The 26,209-nt window shown below is 63.4% G+C and carries 22 protein-coding genes and 1 pseudogene; 20 read left to right on the forward strand and 3 right to left on the reverse strand.

Features of this window, described 5'->3' with window-relative positions:
- Nucleotides 1–222: 222 nt before the first annotated feature.
- The gene (locus tag HW554_RS13670) at nucleotides 223–1,590 is read right to left on the reverse strand and encodes an alginate export family protein (protein WP_176909144.1); all 1,368 of its coding nucleotides are present in this window, start codon (nucleotides 1,588–1,590) and stop codon (nucleotides 223–225) included.
- 577 nt (nucleotides 1,591–2,167) lie between these two features.
- On the opposite strand from HW554_RS13670, the gene HW554_RS13675 reads away from it, so the two are divergent.
- From HW554_RS13675 to HW554_RS13700, 7 genes and pseudogenes are all read left to right on the forward strand, one after another.
- On the forward strand, nucleotides 2,168–2,671 hold the full coding sequence (locus HW554_RS13675) for a helix-turn-helix domain-containing protein (protein WP_176909145.1): 504 nt from the start codon (nucleotides 2,168–2,170) through the stop codon (nucleotides 2,669–2,671).
- Nucleotides 2,661–2,708 (forward strand): annotated as a pseudogene (locus HW554_RS21095) (hypothetical protein); the annotation flags it as partial. The gene HW554_RS13675 and the pseudogene HW554_RS21095, both read left to right, overlap by 11 nt.
- A 122-nt stretch (nucleotides 2,709–2,830) precedes the next feature.
- Entirely contained in the window at nucleotides 2,831–2,986 is a 156-nt protein-coding gene (locus tag HW554_RS21100) for a transposase family protein (protein WP_394354320.1), read from the forward strand.
- 279 nt (nucleotides 2,987–3,265) lie between these two features.
- Nucleotides 3,266–6,517: a sigma 54-interacting transcriptional regulator gene (locus HW554_RS13685; RefSeq protein WP_176909147.1), complete on the forward strand. Its 3,252-nt coding sequence runs from the start codon at nucleotides 3,266–3,268 to the stop codon at nucleotides 6,515–6,517.
- A 237-nt stretch (nucleotides 6,518–6,754) separates the two neighbouring features.
- On the forward strand, nucleotides 6,755–7,438 hold the full coding sequence (locus HW554_RS20675; RefSeq protein ID WP_088464385.1) for a plasmid pRiA4b ORF-3 family protein: 684 nt from the start codon (nucleotides 6,755–6,757) through the stop codon (nucleotides 7,436–7,438).
- A 57-nt stretch (nucleotides 7,439–7,495) separates the two neighbouring features.
- A complete protein-coding gene (locus tag HW554_RS13695; protein WP_176909148.1) occupies nucleotides 7,496–8,113 on the forward strand; it encodes a recombinase family protein in 618 nt (205 codons plus the stop codon).
- A gap of 19 nt (nucleotides 8,114–8,132) precedes the next feature.
- The gene (locus HW554_RS13700; RefSeq protein ID WP_176909149.1) at nucleotides 8,133–9,524 is read left to right on the forward strand and encodes an ISKra4 family transposase; all 1,392 of its coding nucleotides are present in this window, start codon (nucleotides 8,133–8,135) and stop codon (nucleotides 9,522–9,524) included.
- Nucleotides 9,525–9,645: 121 nt separating this feature from the next.
- Here the strand turns inward: HW554_RS13700 and HW554_RS13705 are convergent, their stop codons facing one another.
- Together HW554_RS13705 and HW554_RS13710 are read right to left on the reverse strand one after the other, a co-directional pair.
- Nucleotides 9,646–10,188, reverse strand: a complete 543-nt coding sequence (locus tag HW554_RS13705; RefSeq protein ID WP_176909150.1) for a transposase — start codon at nucleotides 10,186–10,188, stop codon at nucleotides 9,646–9,648.
- Nucleotides 10,189–10,272: 84 nt separating this feature from the next.
- Nucleotides 10,273–16,209, reverse strand: a complete 5,937-nt coding sequence (locus HW554_RS13710; protein WP_176909151.1) for a sigma 54-interacting transcriptional regulator — start codon at nucleotides 16,207–16,209, stop codon at nucleotides 10,273–10,275.
- 323 nt (nucleotides 16,210–16,532) lie between these two features.
- Between HW554_RS13710 and HW554_RS13715 the strand changes: the two genes are divergently transcribed.
- From HW554_RS13715 to HW554_RS13775, 13 genes are all read left to right on the forward strand, one after another.
- Complete coding sequence (locus HW554_RS13715; protein ID WP_176909152.1) at nucleotides 16,533–17,267, forward strand: isochorismatase family protein; 735 nt, start codon at nucleotides 16,533–16,535, stop codon at nucleotides 17,265–17,267.
- A gap of 53 nt (nucleotides 17,268–17,320) precedes the next feature.
- Complete coding sequence (locus HW554_RS13720) at nucleotides 17,321–18,238, forward strand: alpha/beta fold hydrolase (RefSeq protein WP_176909153.1); 918 nt, start codon at nucleotides 17,321–17,323, stop codon at nucleotides 18,236–18,238.
- A gap of 11 nt (nucleotides 18,239–18,249) precedes the next feature.
- Entirely contained in the window at nucleotides 18,250–18,960 is a 711-nt protein-coding gene (locus tag HW554_RS13725) for an SDR family NAD(P)-dependent oxidoreductase (RefSeq protein WP_176909154.1), read from the forward strand.
- On the forward strand, nucleotides 18,957–19,373 hold the full coding sequence (locus HW554_RS13730) for a nuclear transport factor 2 family protein (protein ID WP_176909155.1): 417 nt from the start codon (nucleotides 18,957–18,959) through the stop codon (nucleotides 19,371–19,373). Before HW554_RS13725 ends, HW554_RS13730 begins: the two co-directional genes overlap by 4 nt.
- A 47-nt stretch (nucleotides 19,374–19,420) precedes the next feature.
- Complete coding sequence (locus HW554_RS13735; protein WP_176909156.1) at nucleotides 19,421–19,915, forward strand: hypothetical protein; 495 nt, start codon at nucleotides 19,421–19,423, stop codon at nucleotides 19,913–19,915.
- Nucleotides 19,916–19,943: 28 nt separating this feature from the next.
- Complete coding sequence (locus tag HW554_RS13740; RefSeq protein WP_176909157.1) at nucleotides 19,944–20,591, forward strand: NADPH-dependent F420 reductase; 648 nt, start codon at nucleotides 19,944–19,946, stop codon at nucleotides 20,589–20,591.
- 36 nt (nucleotides 20,592–20,627) lie between these two features.
- Entirely contained in the window at nucleotides 20,628–21,077 is a 450-nt protein-coding gene (locus HW554_RS13745) for a nuclear transport factor 2 family protein (protein ID WP_176909158.1), read from the forward strand.
- Nucleotides 21,078–21,116: 39 nt separating this feature from the next.
- A complete protein-coding gene (locus HW554_RS13750) occupies nucleotides 21,117–21,674 on the forward strand; it encodes a hypothetical protein (protein WP_176909159.1) in 558 nt (185 codons plus the stop codon).
- A gap of 55 nt (nucleotides 21,675–21,729) precedes the next feature.
- A complete protein-coding gene (locus HW554_RS13755; RefSeq protein WP_176909160.1) occupies nucleotides 21,730–21,954 on the forward strand; it encodes a DUF2798 domain-containing protein in 225 nt (74 codons plus the stop codon).
- 121 nt (nucleotides 21,955–22,075) lie between these two features.
- Nucleotides 22,076–23,509, forward strand: coding sequence for an alginate export family protein (locus HW554_RS13760; RefSeq protein ID WP_176909161.1), 1,434 nt, complete (start codon nucleotides 22,076–22,078; stop codon nucleotides 23,507–23,509).
- 30 nt (nucleotides 23,510–23,539) lie between these two features.
- On the forward strand, nucleotides 23,540–24,481 hold the full coding sequence (locus tag HW554_RS13765) for an alpha/beta fold hydrolase (RefSeq protein ID WP_176909162.1): 942 nt from the start codon (nucleotides 23,540–23,542) through the stop codon (nucleotides 24,479–24,481).
- A gap of 35 nt (nucleotides 24,482–24,516) precedes the next feature.
- A complete protein-coding gene (locus HW554_RS13770) occupies nucleotides 24,517–25,416 on the forward strand; it encodes an NADP-dependent oxidoreductase (RefSeq protein WP_176909163.1) in 900 nt (299 codons plus the stop codon).
- A gap of 123 nt (nucleotides 25,417–25,539) precedes the next feature.
- Nucleotides 25,540–26,106: an efflux RND transporter periplasmic adaptor subunit gene (locus HW554_RS13775; RefSeq protein WP_176909164.1), complete on the forward strand. Its 567-nt coding sequence runs from the start codon at nucleotides 25,540–25,542 to the stop codon at nucleotides 26,104–26,106.
- Nucleotides 26,107–26,209: the final 103 nt, after the last annotated feature.

Below are 26,209 nucleotides of genomic sequence, written 5' to 3' on the forward strand. Positions count from 1 at the left end.
TGGTTGCCCCAATGCCAATTGAGCCAGCAACACCAAGCTCAGCACCGGAATGACGGAACGGGAGGCTGCGACGCAAACGCACCGGATGCTATTCCACGCAGCAACTAAAAAAGACAAAGCTTCCATGGTCAGGGAATTAAAATGAATGAATGGAAAGGAGGTGCTACCCGCCACAAGAGACCAAGGTCCAGAAGTCAGGTCTGCCTTGCCACCAGTATTCTATCAGAGGGAGTAGGTGACGAAGGCGCGGAAGAAGTACATGCCGTCCCGCACCCCGGGCAGCTCGGCGAGTAAGCCGTCGGTGCGAAATTTGGCGTACTTGGCATAGGCATTCCAGTGACGGGAGGCGTACCAGTGCACTTCCATATTCAGTTGGGTGCCGAGGTAGCGGGCGGAACGGTCGACCTCCACGGGCCGCAAAAACAAGTGGTAGGGCCCGTACAAACCATCCCGGCGGCTCGCCCGCCACAGAAACTGGTAGTCGGCAAATATTTTCAGCCTCGGGGAGAAAGCCACGGAGGCTACGGGCTGCACGGTGACCATATTGCCTCCGGCCGGAATGCCCGCGCCGACAAAAATCTTTTGAAATGGGGCCTGAAAGGTGTTTAAACGCCCGTCTCCTACCCGCGCATCACCGCTGAGATAAAGAAAGTTGATGCCCAAAGTGGGCATGGGATGCAGGGCAGTGAAATTGCGATACAGGATGGAGCCCGCCATCCAGGCCGATACCCGCTGGTTGCCAAATTTTCCCCACTGGTAAGCCGATTCCAGGTCGAAGCCCCACGTGTCGCGCTGGCCCGTAAGCCGGGCCCCCACGGCGTGTCGGGCCTCATCCGCCGTGCCCGCCTGGTACATGGCCTGACGCCGCGTGTACCCCACATAGTAGGCATCCAGATGAGACGTGGGCAGAAGCTTGAGGGCATATTCGTTGTAAGTGCCCCACAGCCGCGTGGAGGAAGTGAACAAGCGGTTGTCGAAAACGCCGGGCTGGTTGAGCACCGGCCGCGAGAAAAACGCGTGCAGTTTGGCTCGTCCCCACGCCGTATGCGCCGAGACGCCGTCGTGCACCTGGCGCAGGTTGGGACCGCCCTGCACCGACACCATCAAGCCAGTGCCGTAGTCGAGGACCTGGCGGCCAACCCGTAGGATAAGCCCGCTGTCGGGCAGCGCCCGTAGGTCAGCGAAGCCTTGGAAAATGTACAGCTTGTCTTGGTCGATAAATCGTGGGCCGCCTTGCCGCGCAGCCCAGGCGTTGCCAATTTCGGTGTACAGCCGCAGGCGTGGCGTGGCCTCCAGGTCGGCAAACAACTGGTTTAGGGACAAGACATACGGCCGGCCTACTTCGGCGCTCCATCCTTCGTAGCGGAACCGTTCCAGTATCTGACGGCTATCGCCACCCACTGAAAGATAGGCCCCCCGATGCACGCCAAGCGGACGGTATTTCAGCCGGTCGCTGTAGTCCAACTGCACGGTAGGGTCTTGCAGGTAGCCATAGGACTGTTCGTGACGCAGGTAGCTGTAGGCAGGTCCTTTGGTTGCCACGAGTGGATTCAGGCCCTGGGCGAAGGCTGGGCCAGTAGAGCTACTCAAGCCTGCTGCCCAGCAGAGCAGCACGCTTAATATTTTAGGCCAGTGCAAGCAAGGTGGTTGCAGTGTTGAAGCGGTGGGCATTTCCCCACACCAGTGAGGCGTCAGCCTGCTCTTCTGCTTGAATGAACAAGCCAGCAACCGTTGGAGGCAATGAGCTGGGGCGTAAAACATGGTTGATGGTGGACTAAATCCCTAAACGGCCCCGCCAACCGGAATCAACCTCAGTTTTGAGCTAGCCGTTGCGGCTTGCCAGGTGGCGGTGGGGTGAAAGTCCGAACAAGGGTTGGCCGTGCCTGTCACGACAGGCCAAAAGGTGTTCCGAATTTTGAGTGTAGCGTGCGTGGCGCGCAAAATCCGCTTCAGCGGTTAGTACGGCTACTAAATAAGCCGAGGCCCTTTCTGCTTGGGGCACCTGCGCTATTCACTTCTAGTCCGGCATGCCGGAGAAACGAGAATAAATACGGTATGCCGGAGCTTTTGCCGGCCTACTTATCCCGGGATGACTAGCGGAAAGGACAAAAACATTCTCCCAATTAGAGCTTATACCGACTAACGGAGTATTGCTGACCTTTGCAGAATGACCTATGACGCTGTTGTGGCCCGCAAAGGCCAGCTGCAAGCCGTAACGGGCCTGCCCGAAGCTGCGTTTGCGCACCTGCACACCGTGTTTGCCGCCGTGGTAGAGCATGCCCGTCGCCACTACACGCTGCAAGGCACCGTGCGCCAGCGGGCCTTGCGGGCGCTGCCGCGCGACAGCGCTTTTGCCGCCACCGAGGACTTGCTACTGTTCGTACTCAGCTACCTGAAAAGTAACCCGCTGCAAGCCGTGCACGCGGCCAGTTTCGGCCTGAGTCAACCGCAGGCCAACGCTTGGCTGCACCGGAGCCTGCCTTGGCTGCGCGAAGCGCTGGCCCGGCTGGGCGAGTTGCCCGCCCGTGCGGACCAGGCCCTGCCGGCCGTGCTGGCCCGCCACCCGCGCGTGCTGCTCGATGCCACCGAGCGACCCGTGCCGCGCAGCACCGACGCCGACACGCAACGGGCGCACTACTCGGGTAAAAAAAAGACACACGGTGAAGAATAACCTGTTCTGCTCACCGAACAAGCGCGTCCTGTTTCTGAGCGCCACCTATCCCGGCAGCGTGCACGACAAAGCCATTTGCGACGAGGAGGCGTACGCCTTTCCCGAAGGCATCGTGCTGGACCAAGACGCCGGCTACCAAGGCCATCAGCCCGCCAACGCGTGGTGGTGGAGCATGCCATTGGCCTGTGCAAGCGCTGGCGGGTGGTGCGGGACGTGTTTCGCGGCCGGGTCGACGAAATGCGCGATACCGTGATGCTGCTCTGCTGTGGCTTGCACAATCTATTACTCACCCAAAAACAACTCCTAACCCCCTAATCGGTATAAGCTCTATTAAACTTTTGACAAAGCCATCGGGTGGAAACGGTGTCAATTCGGCTGTAATGCCCCAGAAAAATCACGGATTTATGTCCGGAATACCGTATATTCAGTAGCATTTTATCAGCTTTGGTCGCCGACTTGCAGGCTGCTTCCTGCAGTTGTTATCCCTCCTCGCCCTACGTTACTTCACCGGCCACGTGCTGCAATGGCCATTTTGGTTCTGACATGGCTGTTACCCGCGAAAAAGCACCTAGCCTAAAAGCCAAAAAATACGGGATGCACTCCAAAATGGAGGTGAACCCGGCGAATAAGCAATCGGCTGCTTCGCTTGAGCTGCTGCTTGATTTAAGCACGACCATCGCGACGCTACGGGACCGCACGGCGTTACTGCGCAGCCTGTTTGAAAAGCTTCAACCCGTGTTTGGCTTTCACGACGTGGGGCTCTTTGTGCTCACGCCGGACGGGAGGTTTATAGCCGACTGGGCCGCCCGTGATGTAGCCATCAGCCCTTCTTTCGACAACGAAGAATACCACAAGCTCTCCTGGCAACGACTCGCCTACCCGGGCCCCGGGCTAGCGGTGCTCGTCGACCGGTTCAAGCAGGCCGGCCAGCCCGTTGTTGTGCCGTATGACGACGCATATGTTGCCCTGTTTGAGAATGAGCTAGTCCGGCAGGAGTGTGAGCGAGTCATCACGGCGAGCGGTTACCGCGAGCTGATGGGCACGCTCCTGCGAGCCGGCGGACAGGTTCTTGGCTACGTGTGCTTCAACTCGCTTACCGCCGGACACTTTCAGGCCGCCCAGTTCGACTTATTCCAAGGCGTGGCCGACCAACTGGCCGCTTCGGTCGCCAACATCTTGGCCCATGAGGAACTGCAGCAACGCGAGCAGGAAAAGACGACGCTGCTTTCCATCAGCCAAGCCATTGCAACGGCCCGCAATTCGGTGGAGCTGTTGACCGTCATTCGCGAGAAGGCCCAGCGCCTGCTGCCTTTTTACGACACCGGCGTTTTGCTAGTGGATGCGCAGGGGCAGTTCCACTACGATTTGGCGGTCAATTTACCGGACTGGGACCCTTCCGCGAGCAACAACGCCCTGCACGCAGCGGGGCTGCACCGGGTGCCGCATGCCGGTTCTTACGTTGAGTACGTGATGGGACTGCTCGCGCAAGACGGTGGTCCGCTTATCGAGGATTATACCCGGCGGTACGACGAGTTTGACTACCCCTTTTTTCCCATCCTGCGGGAGTTGGGATTCAAGGAGGGCATCGTAACCGAGCTTCGTTCCGGGGGCAAGGTCTTGGGAACTTTGTGGTTGAATGCCCTGGCCCACGGCACGTTCAGCCCCGCTCAGTTCGGCGTTTTCCAGAACCTTGCCGACCAGGTAGCCAGCGCCGTGGCCAACATCCTCGCGCAGGAGGAGATTTTGGCGCGGGAGCAGGAAAAAGCCGCGTTGCTCAACATTACCGAGGCGCTGAGCCGCAGCAGCAACCGGCGGGAAGTGCTGCAAGTAGTCTACAACCACCTGCGCCAGCTGCTGCCCTTCGACGGTTCGGGCCTTTTCATCGTCCACGAAGACGAAGACTTTCACCAATTGCTCATCCACTCCGACGAGATGGCCGGTGACCCCACTTGGCCCATCGGCACAGCCGCTGCCCTATCCTACCGCGGCTCCGCCGCCGAGTGGATGGCGCAAGGGGTCGGCGTAAGCCCACTCCGCGACCTGATGGCGCGCTTTCCCAACCATCCCCATTACCCGGACCTGCAGGCCGCCGGCATCCAGGAAATGATGCACGGGCCGCTCAGTAGCAACGGCCACATTATCGGCCTGTTTTGCCTGAATGCCCGCCGGGTGGGCACGTATTCCTCCGAGCACCTGCGCTTGTTCCGGCACGTAGCCGACCAACTCGCGGTGGCAGTGGCCAACATCCTGGCCCACGAGGATATCGTGGCCCGCGAGCGGGAAAAAACCCTGCAGATAGAGGCCAACCACGCGCTGAGTGTCAACGCGGACTGGGCCACGCGCCTGGGCCGGTTGAGCCTCGTGCTGCAGGCGGCGGTCCCGCACGACTACCTCGTGTTTTGCATCGGCGACCCGCAGTTTCCGGCCGTCGAGCACATGTACCGGTTTGAGCGCATCGGCCACGAGGAGTACCGCTGCCTCGACGCGGCCGCTTTTTGCCGGATTAGCGGCTTGTCTCTGGCCGAGCACGAAGCCTTGTGTCAAGCCGCCCGCATGAGACAGGAAACCCCGGAGTTGTTGCAGGGAGCTGAATTCACGGCTTTTTGCCAACGCCACAAATTGGCGGCTGTGGCCGCCCGGGCCTTTGGCCTGCACAGCCAGTTGCGGCTGCCGGTGCCCCTGAGCCGCGGCGGGCAGTGCGTGATAGCCGCGTATAGCCGTCAGGCCGCTGCCTACCGCCCCGAGCACCTGTCCCTGCTGGTGCGCTTGGCGCCCACGCTCGGCCTGATGTTGGAAAAACTGCTGGCCTACGAAGAAATCCAGTCCCTGAACGAGCAGCTGCAGCAAGAGAAGGCTTACCTCAAGGAAGAGCTACAAACCACCTACAATTTTGGTGAAATTATCGGTTCCGGCCCGGCGCTGCAGCAGGCCTTTCGCCGGATTCAGCGGGTAGCCCCCACCGACGCCACGGTGCTGCTGGAAGGCGAAACTGGTACGGGCAAGGAGCTGTTTGCCCGCGCCCTGCACGAAGCTTCGCCCCGCCGCGCCAAGGTGTTGGTCAAAGTCAACTGCGCGGCTCTGCCGGCCCAGCTCATCGAGAGCGAGCTGTTCGGGCACGAGCGCGGCGCCTTTACCGGGGCCCACGAGCGGCGGATTGGCAAGTTCGAGCTGGCCCAGGGCAGCACTATTTTTCTCGATGAGATTGGCGAGCTGCCGCTGGAGCTGCAGGCCAAGCTGCTGCGGGTGTTGCAGGAAAAGGAATTCGAGCGGTTGGGCGGCAGCAAGGTGTTCCGGGCCGACGTGCGGGTGGTGGCGGCCACCAATCGGGATTTGCAGCGCGAGGTGGCCGAGGGCCGCTTCCGGGCCGACCTGTTTTTTCGGCTGAACGTGGTGCCGGTGCGCCTGCCGTCCCTGCGCGAGCGGCCCGAGGACATTCCCTTGCTGGCCCAGCATTTCCTGCGGAAGTACGCCGCCCGCTTTGGCAAGGCCCTTCACGGCATTGCCCCCGCGGCCCTGCAGCAGATGCAGCACTACCACTGGCCGGGCAACGTGCGCGAACTGGAGCACCTGATTGAACAATCCCTCATTTTAAGCGAATCCCGGCTGTTGGAACTGGCCCAGCCGCTGGCGCCCCCAACGTCCAACTCGGTGGCTTTTCAGGGAGAATGGCCCGTGCGCACCTGGCAAGATGCGGAGCGGGACAACATCCTGGCCGCCCTGCGCCTCACCGAAGGTCGCATTCGCGGCCCGCGCGGGGCCGCCCGGCTCCTCGACATTCACCCCAACACGTTGGATACCCGCATGCAGAAGCTCGGCATCAGCAAGGCCTTTATTCAGCAGCGCTAAGGAGTCACCTCTTGTTTGTTGCTGCAGGTTACACGGGCCGCTTTTTCAGCACCGGGTCTATGTCTGCTTGCCTAGGCCAGTACTGCTTCATCTCGTAGAGTTGCTGGCAGATGGCAGTGGCGCCCGCCCCCGGTCCAAACAGCTTATCGAGTATGGGAGAGCATCAAAAAGTGTGGGGCAGTTGGGGGAGGCCGCTTCTCCGGCTACCTTGGGAAGCCGTAGCTGTCGGCAAAGACCATGACCCAACCACCTGCTGCTTCCACTCCTGACCGCCTAGCTGGGGGCTACCAACTAAAGATTCATCTGCTCGGCATCAGCCCGCAAATCAGCCGGCGCGTGTTGGTGCGGGGCGACACTACCCTGGCCGAGCTGCATCATATTTTCCAGGTAGCGATGGGCTGGGAGAACTGGCACCTGCACTGCTTTCACTTGTGGGGCAAGGACTACGGCCTGAGCTACGCAGGCGGCACATGGTACGCCGATGACGCCCGGCGAGTCCACTTGGGCGATTTCCCGTGGCGGGTCAATGATAAGTTCACCTATACCTATGACTTCGGTGACTACTGGCAGCACCAGGTACGGGTCGAGAAAGTGCTGCCTGCAACAGCAGTCCCCACCGGGCCGGTGTGTCTGAGTGGCCGCCGCGCCTGCCCGCCGGAAGAAGTGGGCGGCCCCCGCGGCTATGACCAGCGCACGCTCGACCAGTTCAGCTGGGCCTACGAAGCGCATGACCGTTTACTGGCCGGCGAGGATATCCGAGAGGACGACGTACCGACCTGGTTCTGGACCTATCGGCCGGAACACTTCGACAAAGACCAGGTTAACCAGAAACTAGCCAAACTGTATCAACTAAAGGGTAATCCCGATTTTCTACTTTCGCAGGGCGGTTACGACTATTTCTTCGCGGATTTAATCTCCTGAAATTTGTATCAAGAAAACCAAGTGGTTTTCTTGATACAGCCCAGGTAGCTTTGCGTCATGCAACAGGCGGTCATTTTCGTGCGCGTCTCCAAGAAGGAGCAGGATTACCAGCGGCAGGTGGAAGACCTGCGCGCCGTGGCCCAGAGTCAAGCCGTGCAGGTGGTGGCCGAGATTTCGGAGAAGATTAGTGGGGCGAAAAGGAATCAGGACCGGGAAGGCATTCAGCAGTTATTGGAGTTGAGCCGTCGGGGCTCCATCCAGAAAGTATTGGTCAGCGAAGTCTCCCGCCTGGGCCGCTCCACGGTCGAAGTCCTGCAAATCGTCGAGGAGCTGACGCAGCTGGGCGTCAGCATCTACGTCCAAAACTTCGGGATTGAAACGCTCAAAAACGGCAAGCGGAATCCGGTGGCGCAGTTCATGTTCACGCTACTGGCCGAATTTGCCCGCCTGGAACGCGAGACCCTACGCGAGCGCATCCTCTCGGGTATGGACGAGGCGCGGCGGCAAGGCGTCACGATTGGCCGCCCGGTAGGTGCGACGGAAGACAAAGCCGTCTTTCTGAAAAAGTATGCGTCCGTCGCCCGGCAGCTGCGTTCGGGCCTGAGCGTACGTAAAACTGCGAAGCTGTGCGACGTGGCTATCAACACGGTTCGTAAAGTGAAGGCCTTGCTGTAATCTTTAATCCTCTGTTGCCATGAACTTCAAACTACAACTGGTGGCGTGCCTGTCGGAAGGCGAAGAGCCCCTGCTCGAAGACGTGTTCACCTGGAGCCGGGAGGACCTGAGTTTAGCTAGCGTGGGCCTGACGCTGGCCGAATCGAAGGAGCTGCTGCAGCGCATCCAGCAGCAAATGATTGCGCAGCAGGTGGCGACGCATTTGCAGCTGCAGCATCTGGTCGGCTTACGGAAGAAGGGCAGCTATCCGCTCCAACTGAAAACCTTGTTTGGGAACGTCACGGTCGACAGCCCGCGCTACTATCTGCCGCCCACCGAGGCGGGGCCTAAGACCTTCAGTCCCCTGCAGCACCTGTTTCCGCAGCACGTGACGCCGGAGTTGCTGTATCTGCAAACCAAATGGGCCAGCCTGATTCCCTACCAGAAAACGGCCGATTTGCTCCACGACGTGCTGCCCGTGAGTGCGAAACTATCGGGCACGACCATCCGGCAGCACCTGCACGCCGTGGTCGAGGCGCAGGAACGGCAGCTGCCGCAGGAAGTGGCCCCTTTTCACGGCGTTTGCCAGCGCGACCGCGAGGCCTTGCCGTGCCCGCCCCGCCCGCTGGTGGTCGGCCTCGACGGTGGCTACGTCCGGCACTGGCATAAAAAAGGCTGTTTCGAGGTGATCGTGGGCAAAAGCATTCCCGCCGAAGGGGCGGCCAAATGCTTCGGCTTCGTGCAGGAAGTAGATGCCAAGCCGCGCCGACGGGTATTCGAGGTACTGCGTTCGCAGGGGCTGCAGGCCAATCAGGCGGTGGAATTCTTTACCGACGGTGCCGCGGTGCTACGGTCGCTGACCAGTTATTTGAGTGCAGAGTCCACCCACATCCTGGACTGGTTTCACCTGACCATGCGCCTGACGGTGCTCCACCAGTACGCGCTGGGCTTTGCTCAGGTCGACGTGGCCGGGGCAAAAGCGCTGCAAGACGGCTTGACTAGCATCAAATGGCACCTCTGGCACGGCAACGCCGAGCGGGCCCTGGAAAAAATAATGGACTTGGATGACTTGCTGGCTACGCACCAAGACGACCCGCTCGTAGCCCAGAAATACAGCAAGTGCAAGCCGTTGGCCCGGCTACTGGCTGATTTTCACACCTACGTGGAGCAAAACAGCGGCTTCATCGTGGACTACTCCGAGCGCCATCACTACGGCGAACGGGTTTCCACGGGCTTTGTGGAGTCGGCGGTGAACCAAGTGCTGGCCAAGCGAATGGTGAAGCGGCAGCAGATGCAGTGGACCAAAAAGGGCGCGCACCTGCTTGTGCAGGCCCGCACGAAGGTGCTCAACGAGGAATGGGAAGACTGTTTCCGGCAGCTGTATCCCGGCTTCCGGTCAGTGCCAGCGGAACCGATGCAGATGGCCGCTTAGCCCCATTACCCCATTACCCCATTGCCCCACACTTTTTGATGCTCTCCTGTTACGGGCAATGTTGGCCTCGATGCCGCCCGCCGCGCATGCCTGCCGCAACTCGTTTGTGTCAAAGGCTTTATCAGCGTTCAAAAACACGCCGTCCAGGCTTAGGCCGGCTTGGGTCAATAGGAGAGCAGAGTTCGGCGAACACGCGCCCGAGGCCAAAGGTGTCGTGGTGATTACCGGCCTGGGGCGTGGCCACGGCCAGTGGCTGGCCCGTGTTGTCGGCCAGGAACAGGGCGTTGGTGGTGCGGGCCGCTTTGCGGCCCTGATAGCCCACGGCCGCCCCGCCGTTTTTGGCCGGCGTGTGGCTGCCGTCGAGTTGGACGCTGCAGAGGTCGAGGTGCCGCCGATGTTGGCGCAAGACGCACAGCCAGACCCGTTTCCAAGCCCCTTGTTTGCGCCACTCGTTGAAGTGGTAGAACACGCCCTGCCAACTCAAAGGCCGATGGGCCAGCAACTGGCGCACGGGCAAAAAGCGCCATTGGCAGCCGGTTTTGAGCTTATAAAGAATTGCGGCGACGACTTCCGCCGGTTCAGCAGCCAAGCGTCGCCCGCCCGAGCGAAACGGCAAATGAGGCAAAATCCAAGTCACGATGATATCTTTGGAGAGGACTTCCATGGCGGAGCGAAAAGAGATGGGTTGCACCTCAAATTTCGCTCATACTTTGGGAGTCCTTTCTGTTTTAACCTGTTGCCACCCTTCCTAAACAGCTTCCATACCACCGGCATGCACGTCCAGCAGCACCGCGTGGCTTTTGCCGATGCCCAGCTTCTTCATCCGGGCTTCCAGCGTGGTGGCTTTGATAGCAAGCAGCTCGGCCGCGCCGCCGGCCCCGCGGATGCGGCCGTTGGTGTAACGCAACGTAGCCACGATATGCCGGCCCTCCAGCTCGGCCAGACTTTGCCGGCGGAACGCTTCGGCCTCTTCGGGTGCGGCCGGCGGCGCGGGCGTGGCCGGGCGCAACGAGCGGGCCAGCTGCAGCAGGGGTTTGGTGGACACGATGACGGCCTGCTCCAGCACGTGCTGTAGCTCGCGGATGTTGCCGGGCCAGTCGTGGGCCATCAGCTCGCGCAGGGCGGCCGGGGCCAGACCCTTGTGGGGCTTGCCCATCTTGCGGGCGAACTGAAACAGGAAATGGTTGGCCAGGGCCGGCAGGTCCTCTTTCCGCTCGCGCAGGGGCGGCAGCACCAGCGGAAACACCATGAGGCGGAAGTACAGGTCCTGGCGGAAGCGGCCGGCCTGCACCTCCTGGGCCAGGTCGCGGTTGGTGGCCGCGATGATGCGCACGTCGGTGCGAATCGGGCCTTTGCCGCCCAGGCGCTCAATTTCTTTCTCCTGCAGCACGCGCAGCAGCTTGGCCTGCAGTTCCAGCGGCATTTCCCCGATTTCATCCAGGAAAATGCTGCCGCCGTCGGCCAACTCAAACTTGCCGAGGCGCCGGTCGTGGGCCCCGGTGAAGGCGCCCTTTTCGTGGCCAAACAGCTCGCTTTCGATGAGCTGGGCAGGCAAGGCGGCGCAGTTCACCTTTACCAGCAGGCGGTCGTGGCGGGGCGAGAGGTTGTGCAGCGCCCGGGCCACCAGTTCCTTGCCCGTGCCGGTTTCGCCGCCGATGCACACGGTGGTATCGGTGCCGGCTACCTGGCTCACCTGCCGGAATACCGCCAGCATCGGCGGGCTGGTGCCGATGATTTCCTCGAAGTTGTGGGTGGTTTTGATTTCGTCCTGCAGGTAGCTGTTCTCCTGGGTCAGCTGCTGCTGTAAGGAAGCAATTTCGGCAAAAGCGAAGCGGTGGCCCAGGGCCAGCGCCATTTGCGCGGCTACGGCTTCGAGGCAGGCCCGGTCGCGGTCGGTGAAAGCGTAGGCGAAGCGGTGGCCCAGCAGCAGGCCGCCCACCAGCTCGCCGCCCACGCGCAGGGGCAGCAGCAGCAGCGCCCGCACAGCCTGCTGCTCGTAGAAATAACGCAGCAAGGGCACCGCGTCGATGGCCGCGGGCAGCTCGTCGCCCACGTAGAGCCGGGGCACGGCCGCCAGCTCCTGCAGCTGCATGCAGGAGCTGGTTAGGGCCTCGGCCGATAACAAGGGCTGCACTTCGGCGCGGGTCAGGGGCCGAAACTGACCGTTTTCGCGCACCACGGCCACGTCGGCATCGGGTACGGCGCGGGGCGGCAGCAGGCACAGATGCACCAGGTCGCAGCGCACCAGGGCTTCGAGCTGCCTGGCCAGGGCCGGCACTAGCTCGTTGAAGGTTAGGGCGCTGGTCAGCACGTTGGTGACGGCCACCTGCGCGGCTTTTTCGCGGCGCTGTTGGTCCAAGTTCTCGAAGGCCAGCAGGTTGTCGAGGGCCAGCGTAATCTGGGGCACGAGGTGGTGCAGCTTGTCGTAGTCGGCCGGCTGAAAATCGTGCGCGCCGGTGCCCGACACCACGATGGAGGTGTGCACGCCCGTGCGGCTGCGCAATGAGAGGCGCAGCTGCGCGTGCAGGCCAAAATGCTCCCGCACAAAGTGGTAGAGCGGGTAGCGGGCGCACAGGGTCTCGTAGTCGGGGCCGGCGTACACGCCGGGATGCGCAAACAGCTCGTCCCGCTCCGTTTGGGTTAGTTCGGGCGGGGCCAGCTGCAGCACCTCGCGGCGCACCGACGTGAACTCCCCGTCCGGCTGGCGGCGGAGTGTGAGCTGGTAATTGGTGGCTTCCGCCGGATTCCAGGTACAGAGCACGAAGAAAGAGAAGGGCACGAGCTGGCTCATCTGCCCGGCCAGGGCCCGGCACAGGCTTTCGCGGTCCTTGCTGCTCACCAGGGCGTTGTTGACGGCCAGCTCCAGCTCTTTTTCGTGGACGCGCCGGGCAATGTCTTCGGTGGCCAGAAGGTTGGCCACCGCCACCGCCAGTTGGTCGGCAATGGTGCGGTAAAGCCCGTAGTGGGCAGCCTGAATGACGGCCGAGTGCGTGAAGTGAAAGTTCAGGAACCCAATCAGCTCGCCCGCCCAACTGAGTTTTAGGTACACGTTGTGCAGCAGACCGTTGTCGCGCAAAAAACCACCGATGAAGTGCGTAGGGTAGGCCGTGAGCATGGCCTCTGTATCCCAGCGCAGCAGGCCGTGCTGGCGCAGTTGCGCCAGCACATACTCGTCGGGGTTGCCGGCCACGGGCAGGTACTGGCCCACGATGTCGGGATAGAGCGGATGGGCCAGGCGCTCCGGCGGGGAGGCCGTCACGAAATGCTTGTAAGCCGTAAAATCGGGTGAGTAAACCGACACCACTGCGTCCTCAAAGCCCACCAGTGGCTTTATCTTGGTGAGTATCACCCGGAACAGGTCGTCCCGGTCGCGGACGGTGGCCATGTCCTCGCTCAGCGACAGCAGCAAGCTCTTTTCCCGCTCGCGGGCCACGATTTCCTCAATGGCCAGGATGTTGGCCACCGCCACCGAGAGTTGCTCGCTGATGCTTTTGAACAAGGAAAAGTGCTTTTCGGCATACGGCTGCTCCTGCCCGGAGTTGAAGCACAACGCCCCCAGCCGCCGGCCCCGGCTGAACAGCGGCCCCCCAATCAGGTGCCGCAGGCCAAAGGCTACGCCGGCCGTCAGTTGTGCGTCGCCGGTGTGGTGCCGGGCAATGGCGGCTTCCTCAGTGAACGTGCGAATGACGGTGTGTTCCTGCATCCACCAACTGCGGGGCGAGGAGGCGCTGAGCGGCCACGGTCCCAGCTCCAGCGCGTGGTCGAGCTGCTGCTGCAAGGCATCGGGCGAGGTGTGCCGGTTCAGGATTTCGTACAGTTCGTCCTTTTCGTCGTCGAATACAAAGAGCCCGGCGTTATCGAAAGGCAGCACCGGCCGGATGATTTCGTAAATGACCCGCAGCAGCTCCCCCCGGCTGCTGATGCGCGAAATGGCTTCGGAAATGGACAGCAGCACGCTGTTCTCGCGCTCCCGTTCTATAATTTCCTCATTGGCCAGGATATTGGCCACCACCACGGCAATCTGGTCGGCGAGGGCACTGAAAACGGGTAGTTGGGCCGGGGCAAAATGCCCGGCCTGGCGGGCGTGAAATTCCAGCTGTCCCAACAGTTGCGGGCCGTTGCGCAAAGGCATTATCACTGACTCCTGCAATCGCAAGCGCTGCATCACGCGGATGCCCGGGTGCCCAGGGTACTGCGCGGCCATCACCGCCAAGGGTACAATCCGGGGCGTGGGGTACGTTTGAAAGACTTCGTGCGGGCCACCGGCCACCGGCAGCCCGGCCGTGAGCACCAGCTTATCAGGCACTGTCATCGGCTGTCCGGTAGCACTGCCGCGCAGGTGTTCCACCGTGGCCAGGTCGGGGGAATAGAGCGAAAGCACGACTTCATCGTAGCCAAAAACCGTTTTGAGGTTGGCCAATAATTCCTCCCGCAGCTCCGTCCGGCTGCGAATGCCGGCCAGCTGCTGGCTGATGGAGAGCAGTAGGGCCTTTTCCTGTTTCCGCGCCAGAATATCCTCGTTGGCCAGGATGTTGGCTACGGCAGTAGCAATCAGGTCGGCCAGGGCCTTAAATAGCGTCAGGTGGGCCGGGGTGTAGGTGCCTTCCCGCTCCGTATCGAAGAAAAGCACGCCCAATTTCCGGCCCCCGTTCACCAGGGATGTGAACATCAGCTCCCGCAGCCCGGCGTCCCACATCACCGGGCCGAAGGGATGCTCCGGGTACTGCTCCTTAAATTGCGCCATCGACATAATGCCGGAATGGTGCAGGGTGTATTCCATCAAGGCATCCACGGGCTGCCACTGGTCATACCCGAGCTGCTGCAACTGGGCGATGGTGTTGGTTCCCTGGTAATTATCAACATTCGTCCAGTCCTGCCAGTCTTCGCCCGTTCGGCTCAGAATCGCAATGCCGGTGTCATCGATGGGAATGACGGGCTTGACCTGGTTGATGATGGTGGTGATGAGCTCCTTGCGCTCCCGCACCGTGGCAATGGTTTCACTCACGGCCAGCAGCATACTTTTCTCCCGTTCCCGTTCCAGAATTTCTTCATTGGCCAGCAGATTGGCCACGACTACGGCAATCTGGTTGGTTATGTCTTCAAACAGCGGAAAATGCTGTTCGGTGTAAAAGTTGGGTTGGCAGCTATTAAACGAAAGCATCCCGATTACCTCCGGCCCGCGCTTGATGCCCATCGCCAACAATTGCCGGATACCCGCTTCGTTCATCGCCGGATAGAAGGGGTGGCCGGGGTAGGCCTGCTGCAAGGCCCTGAAATCGACCAGGCCCGGCGCGTCGGTGGCGGCGGCCCGCACGCCCTCCGTGCCTTCCGGCACCACGTACAAGCCGGCAGTACTAAGCAGCTTGTTGAGGTCGCTGCCTACGTCATCAGTAAGGTGGATGTGGCAGGTGCCGGCCGGGTTGGGCGTGCCATCGGGGTCGCAGAAGTAGAACAGGCCCACGTCGTCGAAGGGCAGAATGGGGCGTACCGTGTTGAAGACGACATCGAGCAGGTCTTTGCGGCTGTGGATTTTGGTGATTTCCTTGCTGATGCTCAGCAGCAGCGACTTTTCCCGCTCCCGCGCCAGGATGTCCTCGTTGGCCAGAATGTTGGCTACGGCCACGGCCACTTGGTCGGCTAGGGCCTGAAACAGGCCAAAGGACGCCGGCTCGAAATGGTTTTTTTGCAGCGCATTGAGCCAGAAAGTGCCGAGCGTTTTGCCGCCCACCCGCAGCAGCGTCCCCAGGCCCTCGTGGTAGCCGTGCGCGGCCATGATGGCGAAAAACGGGTAATCGAACTGCTGTATCCGGGCGCGGTAGTCCTCAATCTGCGGGCTGCCAGACGCTTCCATCTCCTGCATCACAACGTCGATGTAGGAGCCCGGATGCGGAATGCGCAACAGGTTTAGCTCCTGGAGCCGCCGATTGCCGGCCGAGGAGTCCCAGGTAGGTTTGGTGACGGCCAAATCGTAGTGGAACTGGCCGTCAGGCTCCACGATAAGGATGCCCGTGTCGTGGAAGTCAAAGAGCAGCTTAGCCTTTTCGCGCACCGTGGTCAGCAGCGCTTCCGCACTGGTGGCACTTGCAATGGCCGCGCTGATGCCGAGCAAGGTGGTTTTCTCCCATTCCCGGGCCAGCATTTCCTCGTTGGCCAGGATGTTGGCCACTGCCCCGGCCACCTGCTCGGCCAGGGCCTGAAACAACGGAAACTGCGCCGGCTGAAAGTGGTCCTTCCGCAAGGCATTCAGGCAGAACATCCCGAAGACCCGGCCCCGGCTCTGCAGAGGTGCGGCCAGGCAGTCGTGGTAAGCGCTGATGCCCTCGTAATCGAATTGCGGGTAGTCCGGGAACTGGGCGCGCAGGGCCTGAAAATCGAACACCCGCGGGCTGCCGTGGGCCTGTAGCTCGGCCAGCATAAACGCCACGGGCGAGCCGGGGTGAGCCAGCTGCGGGGCGTTGTGGGCGCGCAGAAAGTCGTTCCAGCCCGACGCACTGACCTCGGGCATCACGGCGGCCAGGTCGCGGTGGTGCTGCCCGTCGGCGCTGACGACGAAGATGCCGCAGTCCTCAAAATCAAATAGGGGCTTGATTTTTTCGACCACCAGGGCTAGCAGCGCGGCCTGGTCGCGCACCGTGGCCAGGGCCGTGCTAACTTCCAGTACCTGGACTAATTCCCTTGCTTTCATGACCGTGAGAGACGCGGGGTGCCGCGCTGTTGGTTTTGGTTGTCCGAAAATACGAAATCAGAACAAGCCATTCCCCGCTTCGGCCCAGACTCCAATATAATGGAGACTAGAAGTGGAGAACCCCACTATAATGGAGCAATAGCATCGGTGTCGCCAGGGGGCAGCACACAGAAATTCGGCGTCAAACAGGGCAACAGAGGCGATACGTGAGGAAAAACGGGGGATGCTGCACTGGTCCGGCGCGCCTTGGCATAGCTGTTGGCCTACCGGCAACTACGCGGTGTTTGCTGCGTCCCGCATCGCCAACCCTCATCCCTCACCTTATGAAATCCCGTTTTCTGTTTTCCGCCCTGCTGCTGGCTGGTGCCGGCCTGCTCACCCCACCGGCCGCCCTGGCGGGTGACCCGCCAGTGAAAGCCGCTCCCCAAGCCGCGCTGCCGCCCAACTACCTCGAAAAGCTCACCCCGCAAAACTCCGTGCTGGTGATGGTCGACTTTCTCACCGGCTTCGACCCCGGCCTGAAAACCATCGACAAGAGCCTTTTCAACAACAACGTGACGGCCCTGGCCAAACTCGGCAAGCTCTTTAAATTGCCCACGCTGGTCATCGGCGACGAAGGCGGGTTTCGGGGCAAGTTTTACCCGTCGCTGGCGCAGTACCTGCCCGATGCCCCGCGCATTGAGCGGCACACCGTCAGCGCCTGGCAGGAGCCCAAGTTTGTAGAGGCCGTGAAGAAGACCGGCCGCAAAAAGCTGATTCTGGCCGGCATTTCCATCGACAACTGCACCACCCACCTGGCCCTCGATGCCCTGAAGGCCGGCTACGAAGTGTACGTGGTAGTGGACTGCTCGGGCTCGAACGAGAAGCTGGTGGAAGAAGCGGCCATGACGCGCCTTACCCAGGCCGGGGCCGTGCTCACCTCGTGGGTGTCGCTGGGCTCGGAGCTGCTCGGCGACTGGCAGAAGCCGGAGGGCGCGGCCCTGGGCCAGATTTACCAGGAGCACAGCGCCTGGGGCGGCTTCTACTCGGGCTATTCCGGCGAGGTGGGCAAGAAGTAAGGCGCGTGTTTGGCTGCCTTTCATTCTCAACGTTCATTCTTACCGCTTCCCTCATGCTTGCTTACTCCAAATTTGACCACGGCCGCGCCTACGTGAACGGCGGCGTGAAGCTGCACTACCGCACGGCCGGCGAAGGCGAAACGGTGCTGCTGCTGCACGGCTGGCTGGGCACGTCCTACACCTGGCGGCACGTGGCCCCGCGGCTGGTGGCGGCCGGCTTCCGCGTGGTAGCCCCCGATATGCGCGGCTACGGCGACTCCGACAAGCCCGCCACCGGCTACGACGGCCTCACGCTGGTGGAGGACCTGCGCCAGATGCTGACGCAGGTCGGTGCTCAAGGCCCCGTGCACGTGGTGGGCTGGGACATGGGCGCGCTGCCTGCCTTCCTCTTCGCCGCCCACCACCCCACCGAAGTGGCCACGCTCACCTACCTCGACGAGCCGCTGCCGGCCGTGAACCTGGCCGAGATGACCACCTTCCGCAAGGAAACCTTCGGCGGCTACTGGCACTTCGGCTTCAACCACGCCGCCGACCTGCCCGAGATGCTGATAACCGGCCGCGAGCGGGAGTTCTGGCAGTACCTGCACGGGCTGATGCTGTTCAACCCGGCCAGCATCACCGACAAGGACCGCCGCGAATACCTGCGCACCTACGCCGCGCCGGGCGGCATTCGGGGCAGCGTGGGCTGGTACCGCGACGCGCTGACCACCACCGACCAGTTTGCCGACGTCATTGCGCGGGGCAAACTTACGCTGCCCGTGCTGGGCCTGGGCGGGCAGTACGGCACGTCCTACACGCACGAGCAGCTGAAGTCCGTGGCCGAGCACGTGGAGGGCGGCATCATTCCCAACTGCGGCCACATGGTGGCCGAGGAAGCGCCGGAGTTTCTGGCCCAGGCACTGGTGGCCTTTTTCCGGCGCGAAGCCCAACCAAGCGAACCCGTTCCGGCCCATGCTTCTCTCACCCTTTAAGCTTTACCCTAATGTCCAGTGATTCCCTGCACAACCAAGTTATTCTCGTGGCCGGTGGCACCGGCGGAGTGGGCGAGGAAATTGTGCGCTACCTACTAGAGGCCGGGGCCATCGTGGCCGTGCCGTCGCGCTCGGAAGCCAATCTGCAGCGGCTGCGCGACTATTGCGCCGATGCCGGCCCCGGCCAACTGCACACGCTGGTGCAGGAAATGAGCACCCCCGACGGGGCCGATACCGTGCGCCACTGGCTGCTAGAGCGCACCGGCGGCCGGCTCGATGCCGTGGTAGCCGCCCTCAACGGCCGCTTCTACGGCAAAGCGTTCCACACCCTGAGCTGGGCCGAGTGGCAGGATTTCCTGGCCAATTACATCACGGCCCACTTCCTTACGGCCCGCACGTTTCTGCCGCTGCTGCTGGAACGCGGCGCGGGCCGCTACCTAATGATAAACGGCGGGGCCGCCACGCAGGTGTACCCCGGCGTGGTGGAATTGTCGGTAGCCGCCTCGGCCCAGCTGGCCATGACTAAGGGCCTGGCCTTGGAATCGGCCCATTCGGGCGTGCAGCTAGCCAGCCTGGTGCTCTATTCCCGCGTGGCCACCCGCCACGAGGCGGCCACTCAACCCCACCAGCTGACCTCGCGCCAGGTGGCCGAGCGGGCCGGCCAATTGCTCACCAGCACCGAATACGACCCCAACCACGTGGTCCACGACCTGAAGCCATGAGTCAGAACCCTGCCATCGAAACCGCCCGCCGGGCGCTGCGCCTGCTGGCCGCCATCCACCAGGGCGGGCCGGTGGAACCCTACCTCGACCTGCTCGCCGACGACTTCGTGTTCTACATGCCCGTGGGGCCGTTCAAAGGCCGCAATGTGGGGCGGGAGCGGGCCGGCGAATGCTACCGGCAGATTGCCGCCTCCGAGCCGAACATCGCCTACGAAGAACCCTACCGCACCACCGCCAGCGGCGAGACTGTAGTATTCGAGTTTGAGGACGGCGGCACGCTCTTCGGCAGCGTGCCCTACCACAACCGCATTGCGGCCTCCTTCGACGTGCGCGGCGGGCAGATTGCCGCCTACCGCGAATACTTCGGCGAAATCGACGTGCCGCTCATGGCGAGCATGGCCCAATCGGGCTAGCCCACCCAGGCGGCTATGCCCACCCAGCCACGTTACTCACCACTTTTATGGACGACTATTTCTCCGTTGGCGGCCTGCTGAGCGCGGCCTTCCTTAGCTTTTCGATGGCGCTGGCCCCACCGGCCGCGCCGCCGGCCGCGCCGCCGGCCGCGCCGCCGGCCGCCCTGGCCCAGCGCATTTTCAGCGCCTGGCAGCAGGGGGAGAAAACCGGCGACTACGCCGCGTTCAAAGCCTTTCTGGGGCCGGAGCTGCGGCAGTTTTCGCACCCACTGGCCGGGCAGGCGGCCGATGCGGCGGCCCTGGCCAAGCTGCAGGAGCTGATTGCCGGGCGCGAAAAGGACCCCAACCACCTTACGTTTTCCCGCGTCGAGCTGACGAGTAGCGCCACGCTCTTCACCTTCCATTTCGACTCGCAGGGCACCGTGTCCGGCGCCTTCCCCTACGCGGGCTACAACGTCATCAGCCTGCGCCTGGAAAACGGCCGGCTGACCGGCTTCCGGGAGTATTTCGGCTACGTGAACCCGGCCTGGTTCCAGAAGTAACCCCCCTTCACTTTTTACCACTTACTACATGAACATCGGAGTAATCGGAGCCGGCAACATGGGCCTGGCCCTGGCCACCATCTGGAGCAAGGCCGGCCACGCCGTGTGCCTGAGCTTTGCCCGCGACCCGGCCGCGCTGCAACAGCAGGCCGCCGCCTTGCCCGGTGCCCACGCCGGCACCCCGGCCGAAGCCGCCCGCTTTGGCGAAGTCCTGCTGCTGGCCGTGCCGTACCCGGCGCTGGCCGAGGCCCTGGCCGGCGTGGCCGAAGCCGTGGCCGGCAAGCCGGTGCTGAGCTGCGTGAGCGGGCTGCTGCCCGATTTTGCCGGCAACACCATTGGCCTGCCTACGGCCCGCACCGAGTCGGTGGCCGAGGAGCTTGCCCGTCTGCTGCCCACGGCGCACGTGGTAGAGGCCTTCAACACCACGTTTGCCGAAGTGCTGCAAGCGCCCGACCGTCACTTCGGCGAGCTGAACCCCTCGCTGCTCTACTGCGGCGACGACGACGCGGCTAAAACCGTGGCCGGCCAGCTCATTGCCGAAGCCGGCTACCAGCCCCTGGATGTGGGCCCCCTACGCCAGGCCCGCAGCCTCGAAACCCTGGCCAGCGTGTGGGTGCAGCTCGCCGCCGCCACGGGCTTGTTTCCGCAAGCCGGCCTGCGCATCCTCACCCGCTAGCCGCGGGCCACTTATCCACTTCATCCCCCCGTTCTCATGGATATCCAGCAACTACAGGACGAATTCGCCATCCGCAAGCTGGCCGAACAGTATTCCGACGCCGCCAACCGCGTGGACGCGGGCCTTTTCCGAGCCCTGTGGACGGCCGATGCGGAGTGGATAATTGGACCGCCTATCAGTCGGCAGTTCGTGGGGCTCGACAACATCGTGACGGCCTTCGACCACCTGCTCAACTCCTGGGACTTCTTCGTGCAGCTCTCCACCAGCGCCCACATTCAGGTGACGGGTGCCACGGCCACGGCTAATTTCTACGTCAACGAAATTGCCCGCAGCCAGCCCGACGGCACCAACAGCAACTACAACCTCGCCCGCTACACCGACGAGCTGGTGAAAGTGGACGGCGCTTGGCTGTTCCGCAAGCGCGACTACCGGGTGCTCTACCTCGACCAGACCCCGCTCACGGGTACGGCCTTCCACGTCCGGTAGCGCCCTTACCCCACCTTACCGCCGCCTTATCCTTCCGCCATGCCTCTGAGTTTGCCCACTCCCGGCCGCTACGTTTCCTTCGACCCGGCCGCCGAAATCAACGGCGACAGCGTACGGGCGGTGCTGGCCGGGCTGTTTTTGCCCCACCAGGGCCGCGACCTGCTGATTCGGCACGGGCTGCCCGCCCCGCCGGTGCCGGGCCAGTGGTACCCCATGCAGGCCTGGCTCAATATTTTGGCCGAGGCCGAAGACCGGTTCGGGGCCGGCACCCTCTATCAGACCGGTCTGCTGATGGTGGATAATGGCGTATTCCCGACCGGTATGCCCACGCTGCTGGAGGCCCTGGCTGCGCTGGACGGGGTGTACAACGCCAACGTGCGCGGCCGGCACATGGGCTACTACCGGGCCCACGCATCCGGCCCGCGGGAGGTGCGCATGGAGCGCTGCACGCCCCACCCGCAGGAGTTTGAACTGGGCGTGATAACGGGGCTGGCCCGCCGCTACAAGCCCGCCGAAGCCGTGCGTCTGGCCGTGGAAGTTGACCGTCGGGTGCCGCCCGAAGGCTTGTACAAAACCACGTTCCACATCAGCTGGTAGGCACAACCCCACCTGGACAGCCTGCTTTTCTTTTCGGTTTCCTCCATTGAATTCCATGCGCCTCGATAAGAAATACGCCCCCTACCTCAACGGTTTGCTGATGGGGTTGTCGATGGGCTTCCTGATGTCCTTCGTGATGACGGCCCTGAACGTGGGGCTGGGGCCGGGCTTTGGGCGGGCGTGGCTGGCGGCTTTTGCGGTGGGCGGGGCCGTGGGCATTCCCACGGCGCTGCTGCTGGCCCCGCGCGTTGGGGCGCTGGTCCAACGCCTAACGGCCTGAGACAATCACCCCGGAAGCGTCCTGAATCTTCTTTCTCCTTGTAATCACTACGCTGATGCGCCTGTTGTTCAGCCCTTTCTCTGCTTGCCATCCCGCCCGAAGGTGGCTGCTGAGGCTGGGCTTGGTAGCCGGCTTAAGGGTGGGCGCGGTGCCCGCTGTCGCCCAAACGCCCGCCGTCGCCCAAGCGCCAGCGACTGCCGCGACGACCGCGCCACCGAAAACCCTGCCCCTGCGCTACGACGAGGACTACCGCTACCTGCGCGACCCCGACCGCCGCACCAACGGGCTCGACCCGCTCAAGTATCAGTCCCTGCGCGGGGCAGCCCACCCCGACTGGTTTCTGACGCTGGGTGGCGAGGGCCGGGTGTTTTTTGAGCGTTACCGGAACGAGCAGTGGGGCCGGGTGCCCACCGATGCCAACGGCTACTGGCTGTTTCGCACCATGCTGCACGCCAGCGTCCGACTTGGCCCGCACGTACGCCTGTTCGCAGAGTTGAAAAGCGGCCTGGCCGCCGGGCAGCGCAACGGCCCCCGCCCGCCCGACGTGGACGAGCTGGACCTGAACCAGGGTTTCGTGGACCTGAACATCGGCCCGGTGAGCGACGCGGACGGCACGACCCCGCTGGTACTGCGCCTGGGCCGGCAGGAACTGGAGTACGGCGCGGGCCGGCTGATTTCGGTGCGCGAGCTGCCCAACGTGCGCCAAACCTTCGACGGTGGCCGGCTGCTGCTGCGCGCCGGGGCGTGGCGGGCTGAGGCCTTTGGGCTGCGGCCGGCCGCTACCAAGCGGGGTGTCTTCGACGACAACACCGACCGCACCCAGGCCTTGTGGGGCGGGTACGCCACGCGCCCGTTGGGCACTGCCCCCGGTTCCGGCCTCCACCTCGACCTGTTTTACCTGGGCAACCAGCGCGATGTGGGCATTTTCGCCGAAGGCCGCGCCGCCGAAACCCGCCACTCCGGCGGCGGGCGGCTCTGGTACCGCACCCCGGCGCTGGCCTCCGACCTGGAAGCCACCTACCAGGCAGGCACCTTCGGCCCGGGCCGCATCCGGGCTTGGTCGGTGTCATCGAGCACCACGGTCAGCTGGCCGCAAGCCCCGCTGCACCCGGCCCTGGGCCTGAACCTGGGCGCCAACAGCGGCGACCGGGACCCGACCAACCCCGACAACCAGACGTTTTTCCCGCCCGCCCCCCGCGGGGCCTATTTCGGGGCGGTAGGGGCCAACGGACCGCCCAACATCCTGGGCTTCGCGCCCACCCTCCGGCTCACGCCCGCGCCGGGGCTCACGGTGCTGGGCTACTGCTATTTCTTCTGGCGGCAGAGCCTGCGCGACGGCGTGTACAACGTGCCAGGCTTCCCCATCCGGTCCCCCGGGCCGGGCCGGGCGCGCTACATCGGTACCCAACCCGAACTCGATGCCAGCTGGCAGTTTTCGCGCTACCTGTCGCTCACGGCCAGCTACGCCTACTTCGGCGCCGGACAATTCATCCGGGACGCGCCCCCGGCCGCGGACATTCAGTACCTAGCCACCTGGCTCACCTTCAAGTTTTAACCGTTTTTTTTCATCCTAACATAGCTCGCCATGCCCGCTTCCAAAAACCCCATTACCCACCACCGCGCTCAGGTGGGCGACGTGAGCCTGCACTACCTGCAGGCGGGCCAGCCGCAGCCGGGCCGGGCACCGCTGGTGCTGCTACACGGCTTTCCACAGCATTCACATATGTGGCGGCGCATCATGCCCGCCCTGGCTGAGCACTACCTGGTTATCGCGCCCGATTTGCGTGGTGTGGGCGGCAGCAGCATTTTGCCCACCGGCTACGACAAGCGGACGCTCGCCGCCGATGTCTACGGGCTGATGACGCAGCTCGGCCACGCCGAAATCAACCTGGTGGGCTACGACCTGGGCGCGGGCGTGGCCTACGCCTTCGCCGCCGCCCACCCCGAGGCCGTGCGCCAGCTGGTGTTTATGGAATTTGCGCTGGCGGGCTTCGGGGTGTGGGAGCAGGGCATCACCCCCGGCCCCGACTGGCACAACGGCGTGAACTGGCACGCGGCCCTGTTCACGCTGCCCGACGTGGCCGAAAGCTTCATGGGCGGGCAGGAGCGCAAGTTTCTGAGCTGGATATTCTGGCACCTCTCCTGCAACCCCGACGCCATCAGCCAAAAGGATTTTGAGCTGTATGCCCGTCAGCTGAGCAAGCCGGGCGCGTTTCGGGCCGGCATCAACCTCTACGCCGCCGTGTGGACGGACGGGGCGCACAACCGCGAAAACGTGCAGCAGGGCAAGCTCTCGATGCCCGTGCTCGGCGTGGGCGGCGCGTGCAGCGGCGGCCCATACATCGCGCAGTTCCTGGCGACGGTGGCCGACGATGTGCGCCCCCTGGTGCTGGAAGGGGCCGGCCACTGGCTGGTGGAGGAGCAGCCCGCCGCCCTCACGCGTGAGCTGCTGGACTTCTTCGCAGAATCACACGCTGCCGCGCCGAAGACGGGTGAATACGCCCATTCGGCAACCGGCACCCTTTAACCGGCTTTCATCACCTCAAGCCAATGCCCCACAGCATGCACGCCATCGTCGCCGAAAACGGGCGGTTGACCTACCGCCAGGTGAGCCGACCGGGCTGCGGCCCGGCCGAACTGCTGCTGCACGTTCGCGCGGCCGGGGTGCAGCCCCGGCACGAGTGGCCCGCCCATCCCCCGGCAGCCGGGCTGCCCGTGCCGGGGCTCGACGTGGCCGGCGTAGTAGTGGCCGTGGGCGCGGCAGTGAACCAGTTTCGCGTGGGCGATGCCGTGTGCGCCCTGACCGACCCCGTGCGCCGGGGCGGCTTTGCCGAATACGCCGTAGTGCCCGCGCGGGCTGCGGCTCTCATTCCAGCTGGCTTGTCCTTCCTGGAAGCGGCTGCCCTGCCCGTCGCGGGCCTCACGGCTTGGCGCGGCTTGTTTGACTGTGCCGGCCTGCAGGCCGGGCAGCGCATCCTGATTCACGGGGCGGCGGGCGGGGTGGGCTGCCTGGCAGTGCAGCTGGCGCTGTGGCAGGGGGCCGAAGTGTTTGGTACCACAACCACGCCCCACCTGTCCTACGTCGCCTCGCTGGGCACCCTCCTCACCATCGACAGCGCCCACCAGCGCTTCGAGGCCGTGGTGCCCGACGTGGACGTGGTGTTCGATGCCGCAGGCGGCGAGTGGCTGAACCGCTCCTACGCCGTGCTTCGGCCCGGCGGAATGTTGGTTTCAGTGGTGGAAGAACCCGACCCCGCGCAGCTGCTCGGCCGCCAGCAGCGCGGGGTGTACTGCCGGCCGCAAGCCGACGGAATTGCCCTGACCCGCCTACTCCAGCTGGCAGCGGCCGGCAGCATCTGCGTGAAAGTGGGCACCACGTTTCCCCTGGCGCAAGCCGCCGATGCGCTGCGGGAAGCCGCGAAGCCGCACGCGCTGGGCAAGGTCCTGCTGACCGTGTCCTGACCATCTCTACTTCAGTTATCCAGGTAGCCCCGGAAGTAAAGTCTACTGTTCCTCACCATGAAAAAAGCCTTACTCATCGGTATGACACTGTTTTCAGTTGCCGTCGCTTATTGGCGATGGGGGATGACCCCTGCTCTGGTTGCGGCGGCCGGCGTTCCTACTTCTCCGATAACTGATTCGCTGCTGCTCACGAGCACGGGTCTGGTCAGCGCGGGCGGGGCAGAGCCGTTGCTGGCACGCACCCGCGGGCGCATCAAGCGGCTCTATTTCACCGGGGGCGAGTACGTGCACCGGGGCGACGTGCTGGTAAAGCTGACCAACTACAGCTTTGTCATTGCGCCGCGCGACGGATTTTTGGGGGCCAACCTGGTCACTACGGGCCAGTACCTGACGGCCAGCACGCCGGTCACGACCATCTCGCGGCGGCGTACCCTGGCTGTCACCTTGCTGCCCCCGACCGGCTACCCATGCATTCTCCGGCCCGGCGACTCGGTGCGGGTGTGGGTGGCCGCCCGGCCGACCCGCGTGGTGGCTGGGGTAGTAGGGCCCGCTGCAGATTCAGCGCTGGAGATTCTTCTGGGGCCCGGCGCCCCGTTTCGCATCGGGGAGCGGGCGTGCGTGGGGCGTCATTCGGTCCGGCAACTGGCGGCCATCGGTGCAGTAGCTGCCCGCCCAACCGGCCGTGAATGAGATGCGGCCCCTTCAGAAAACAGGGCCCTGGGGCCTGGCTCATCATCTTAGCGCTGGTATCATGACTTGCTCGGCTGGCTATTCTATCACTGCCTACCTTGGT

The organism is Hymenobacter lapidiphilus (assembly GCF_013377885.1).
Lineage (GTDB): Bacteria > Bacteroidota > Bacteroidia > Cytophagales > Hymenobacteraceae > Hymenobacter > Hymenobacter lapidiphilus.

Bases quoted from the DNA above. Each gene is read 5' to 3' on its own strand.
- HW554_RS13675 (WP_176909145.1), top strand. From the start codon at position 2,168: ATGACCTATGACGCTGTTGTGGCCCGCAAAGGCCAGCTGCAAGCCGTA.
- HW554_RS13685 (WP_176909147.1), top strand. From the start codon at position 3,266: ATGCACTCCAAAATGGAGGTGAACCCGGCGAATAAGCAATCGGCTGCT.
- HW554_RS20675 (WP_088464385.1), top strand. From the start codon at position 6,755: ATGACCCAACCACCTGCTGCTTCCACTCCTGACCGCCTAGCTGGGGGC.
- HW554_RS13695 (WP_176909148.1), top strand. From the start codon at position 7,496: ATGCAACAGGCGGTCATTTTCGTGCGCGTCTCCAAGAAGGAGCAGGAT.
- HW554_RS13700 (WP_176909149.1), top strand. From the start codon at position 8,133: ATGAACTTCAAACTACAACTGGTGGCGTGCCTGTCGGAAGGCGAAGAG.
- HW554_RS13705 (WP_176909150.1), bottom strand. From the start codon at position 10,188: ATGGAAGTCCTCTCCAAAGATATCATCGTGACTTGGATTTTGCCTCAT.
- HW554_RS13710 (WP_176909151.1), bottom strand. From the start codon at position 16,209: ATGAAAGCAAGGGAATTAGTCCAGGTACTGGAAGTTAGCACGGCCCTG.
- HW554_RS13715 (WP_176909152.1), top strand. From the start codon at position 16,533: ATGAAATCCCGTTTTCTGTTTTCCGCCCTGCTGCTGGCTGGTGCCGGC.
- HW554_RS13720 (WP_176909153.1), top strand. From the start codon at position 17,321: ATGCTTGCTTACTCCAAATTTGACCACGGCCGCGCCTACGTGAACGGC.
- HW554_RS13725 (WP_176909154.1), top strand. From the start codon at position 18,250: ATGTCCAGTGATTCCCTGCACAACCAAGTTATTCTCGTGGCCGGTGGC.
- HW554_RS13730 (WP_176909155.1), top strand. From the start codon at position 18,957: ATGAGTCAGAACCCTGCCATCGAAACCGCCCGCCGGGCGCTGCGCCTG.
- HW554_RS13735 (WP_176909156.1), top strand. From the start codon at position 19,421: ATGGACGACTATTTCTCCGTTGGCGGCCTGCTGAGCGCGGCCTTCCTT.
- HW554_RS13740 (WP_176909157.1), top strand. From the start codon at position 19,944: ATGAACATCGGAGTAATCGGAGCCGGCAACATGGGCCTGGCCCTGGCC.
- HW554_RS13745 (WP_176909158.1), top strand. From the start codon at position 20,628: ATGGATATCCAGCAACTACAGGACGAATTCGCCATCCGCAAGCTGGCC.
- HW554_RS13750 (WP_176909159.1), top strand. From the start codon at position 21,117: ATGCCTCTGAGTTTGCCCACTCCCGGCCGCTACGTTTCCTTCGACCCG.
- HW554_RS13755 (WP_176909160.1), top strand. From the start codon at position 21,730: ATGCGCCTCGATAAGAAATACGCCCCCTACCTCAACGGTTTGCTGATG.
- HW554_RS13765 (WP_176909162.1), top strand. From the start codon at position 23,540: ATGCCCGCTTCCAAAAACCCCATTACCCACCACCGCGCTCAGGTGGGC.
- HW554_RS13770 (WP_176909163.1), top strand. From the start codon at position 24,517: ATGCACGCCATCGTCGCCGAAAACGGGCGGTTGACCTACCGCCAGGTG.
- HW554_RS13775 (WP_176909164.1), top strand. From the start codon at position 25,540: ATGACCCCTGCTCTGGTTGCGGCGGCCGGCGTTCCTACTTCTCCGATA.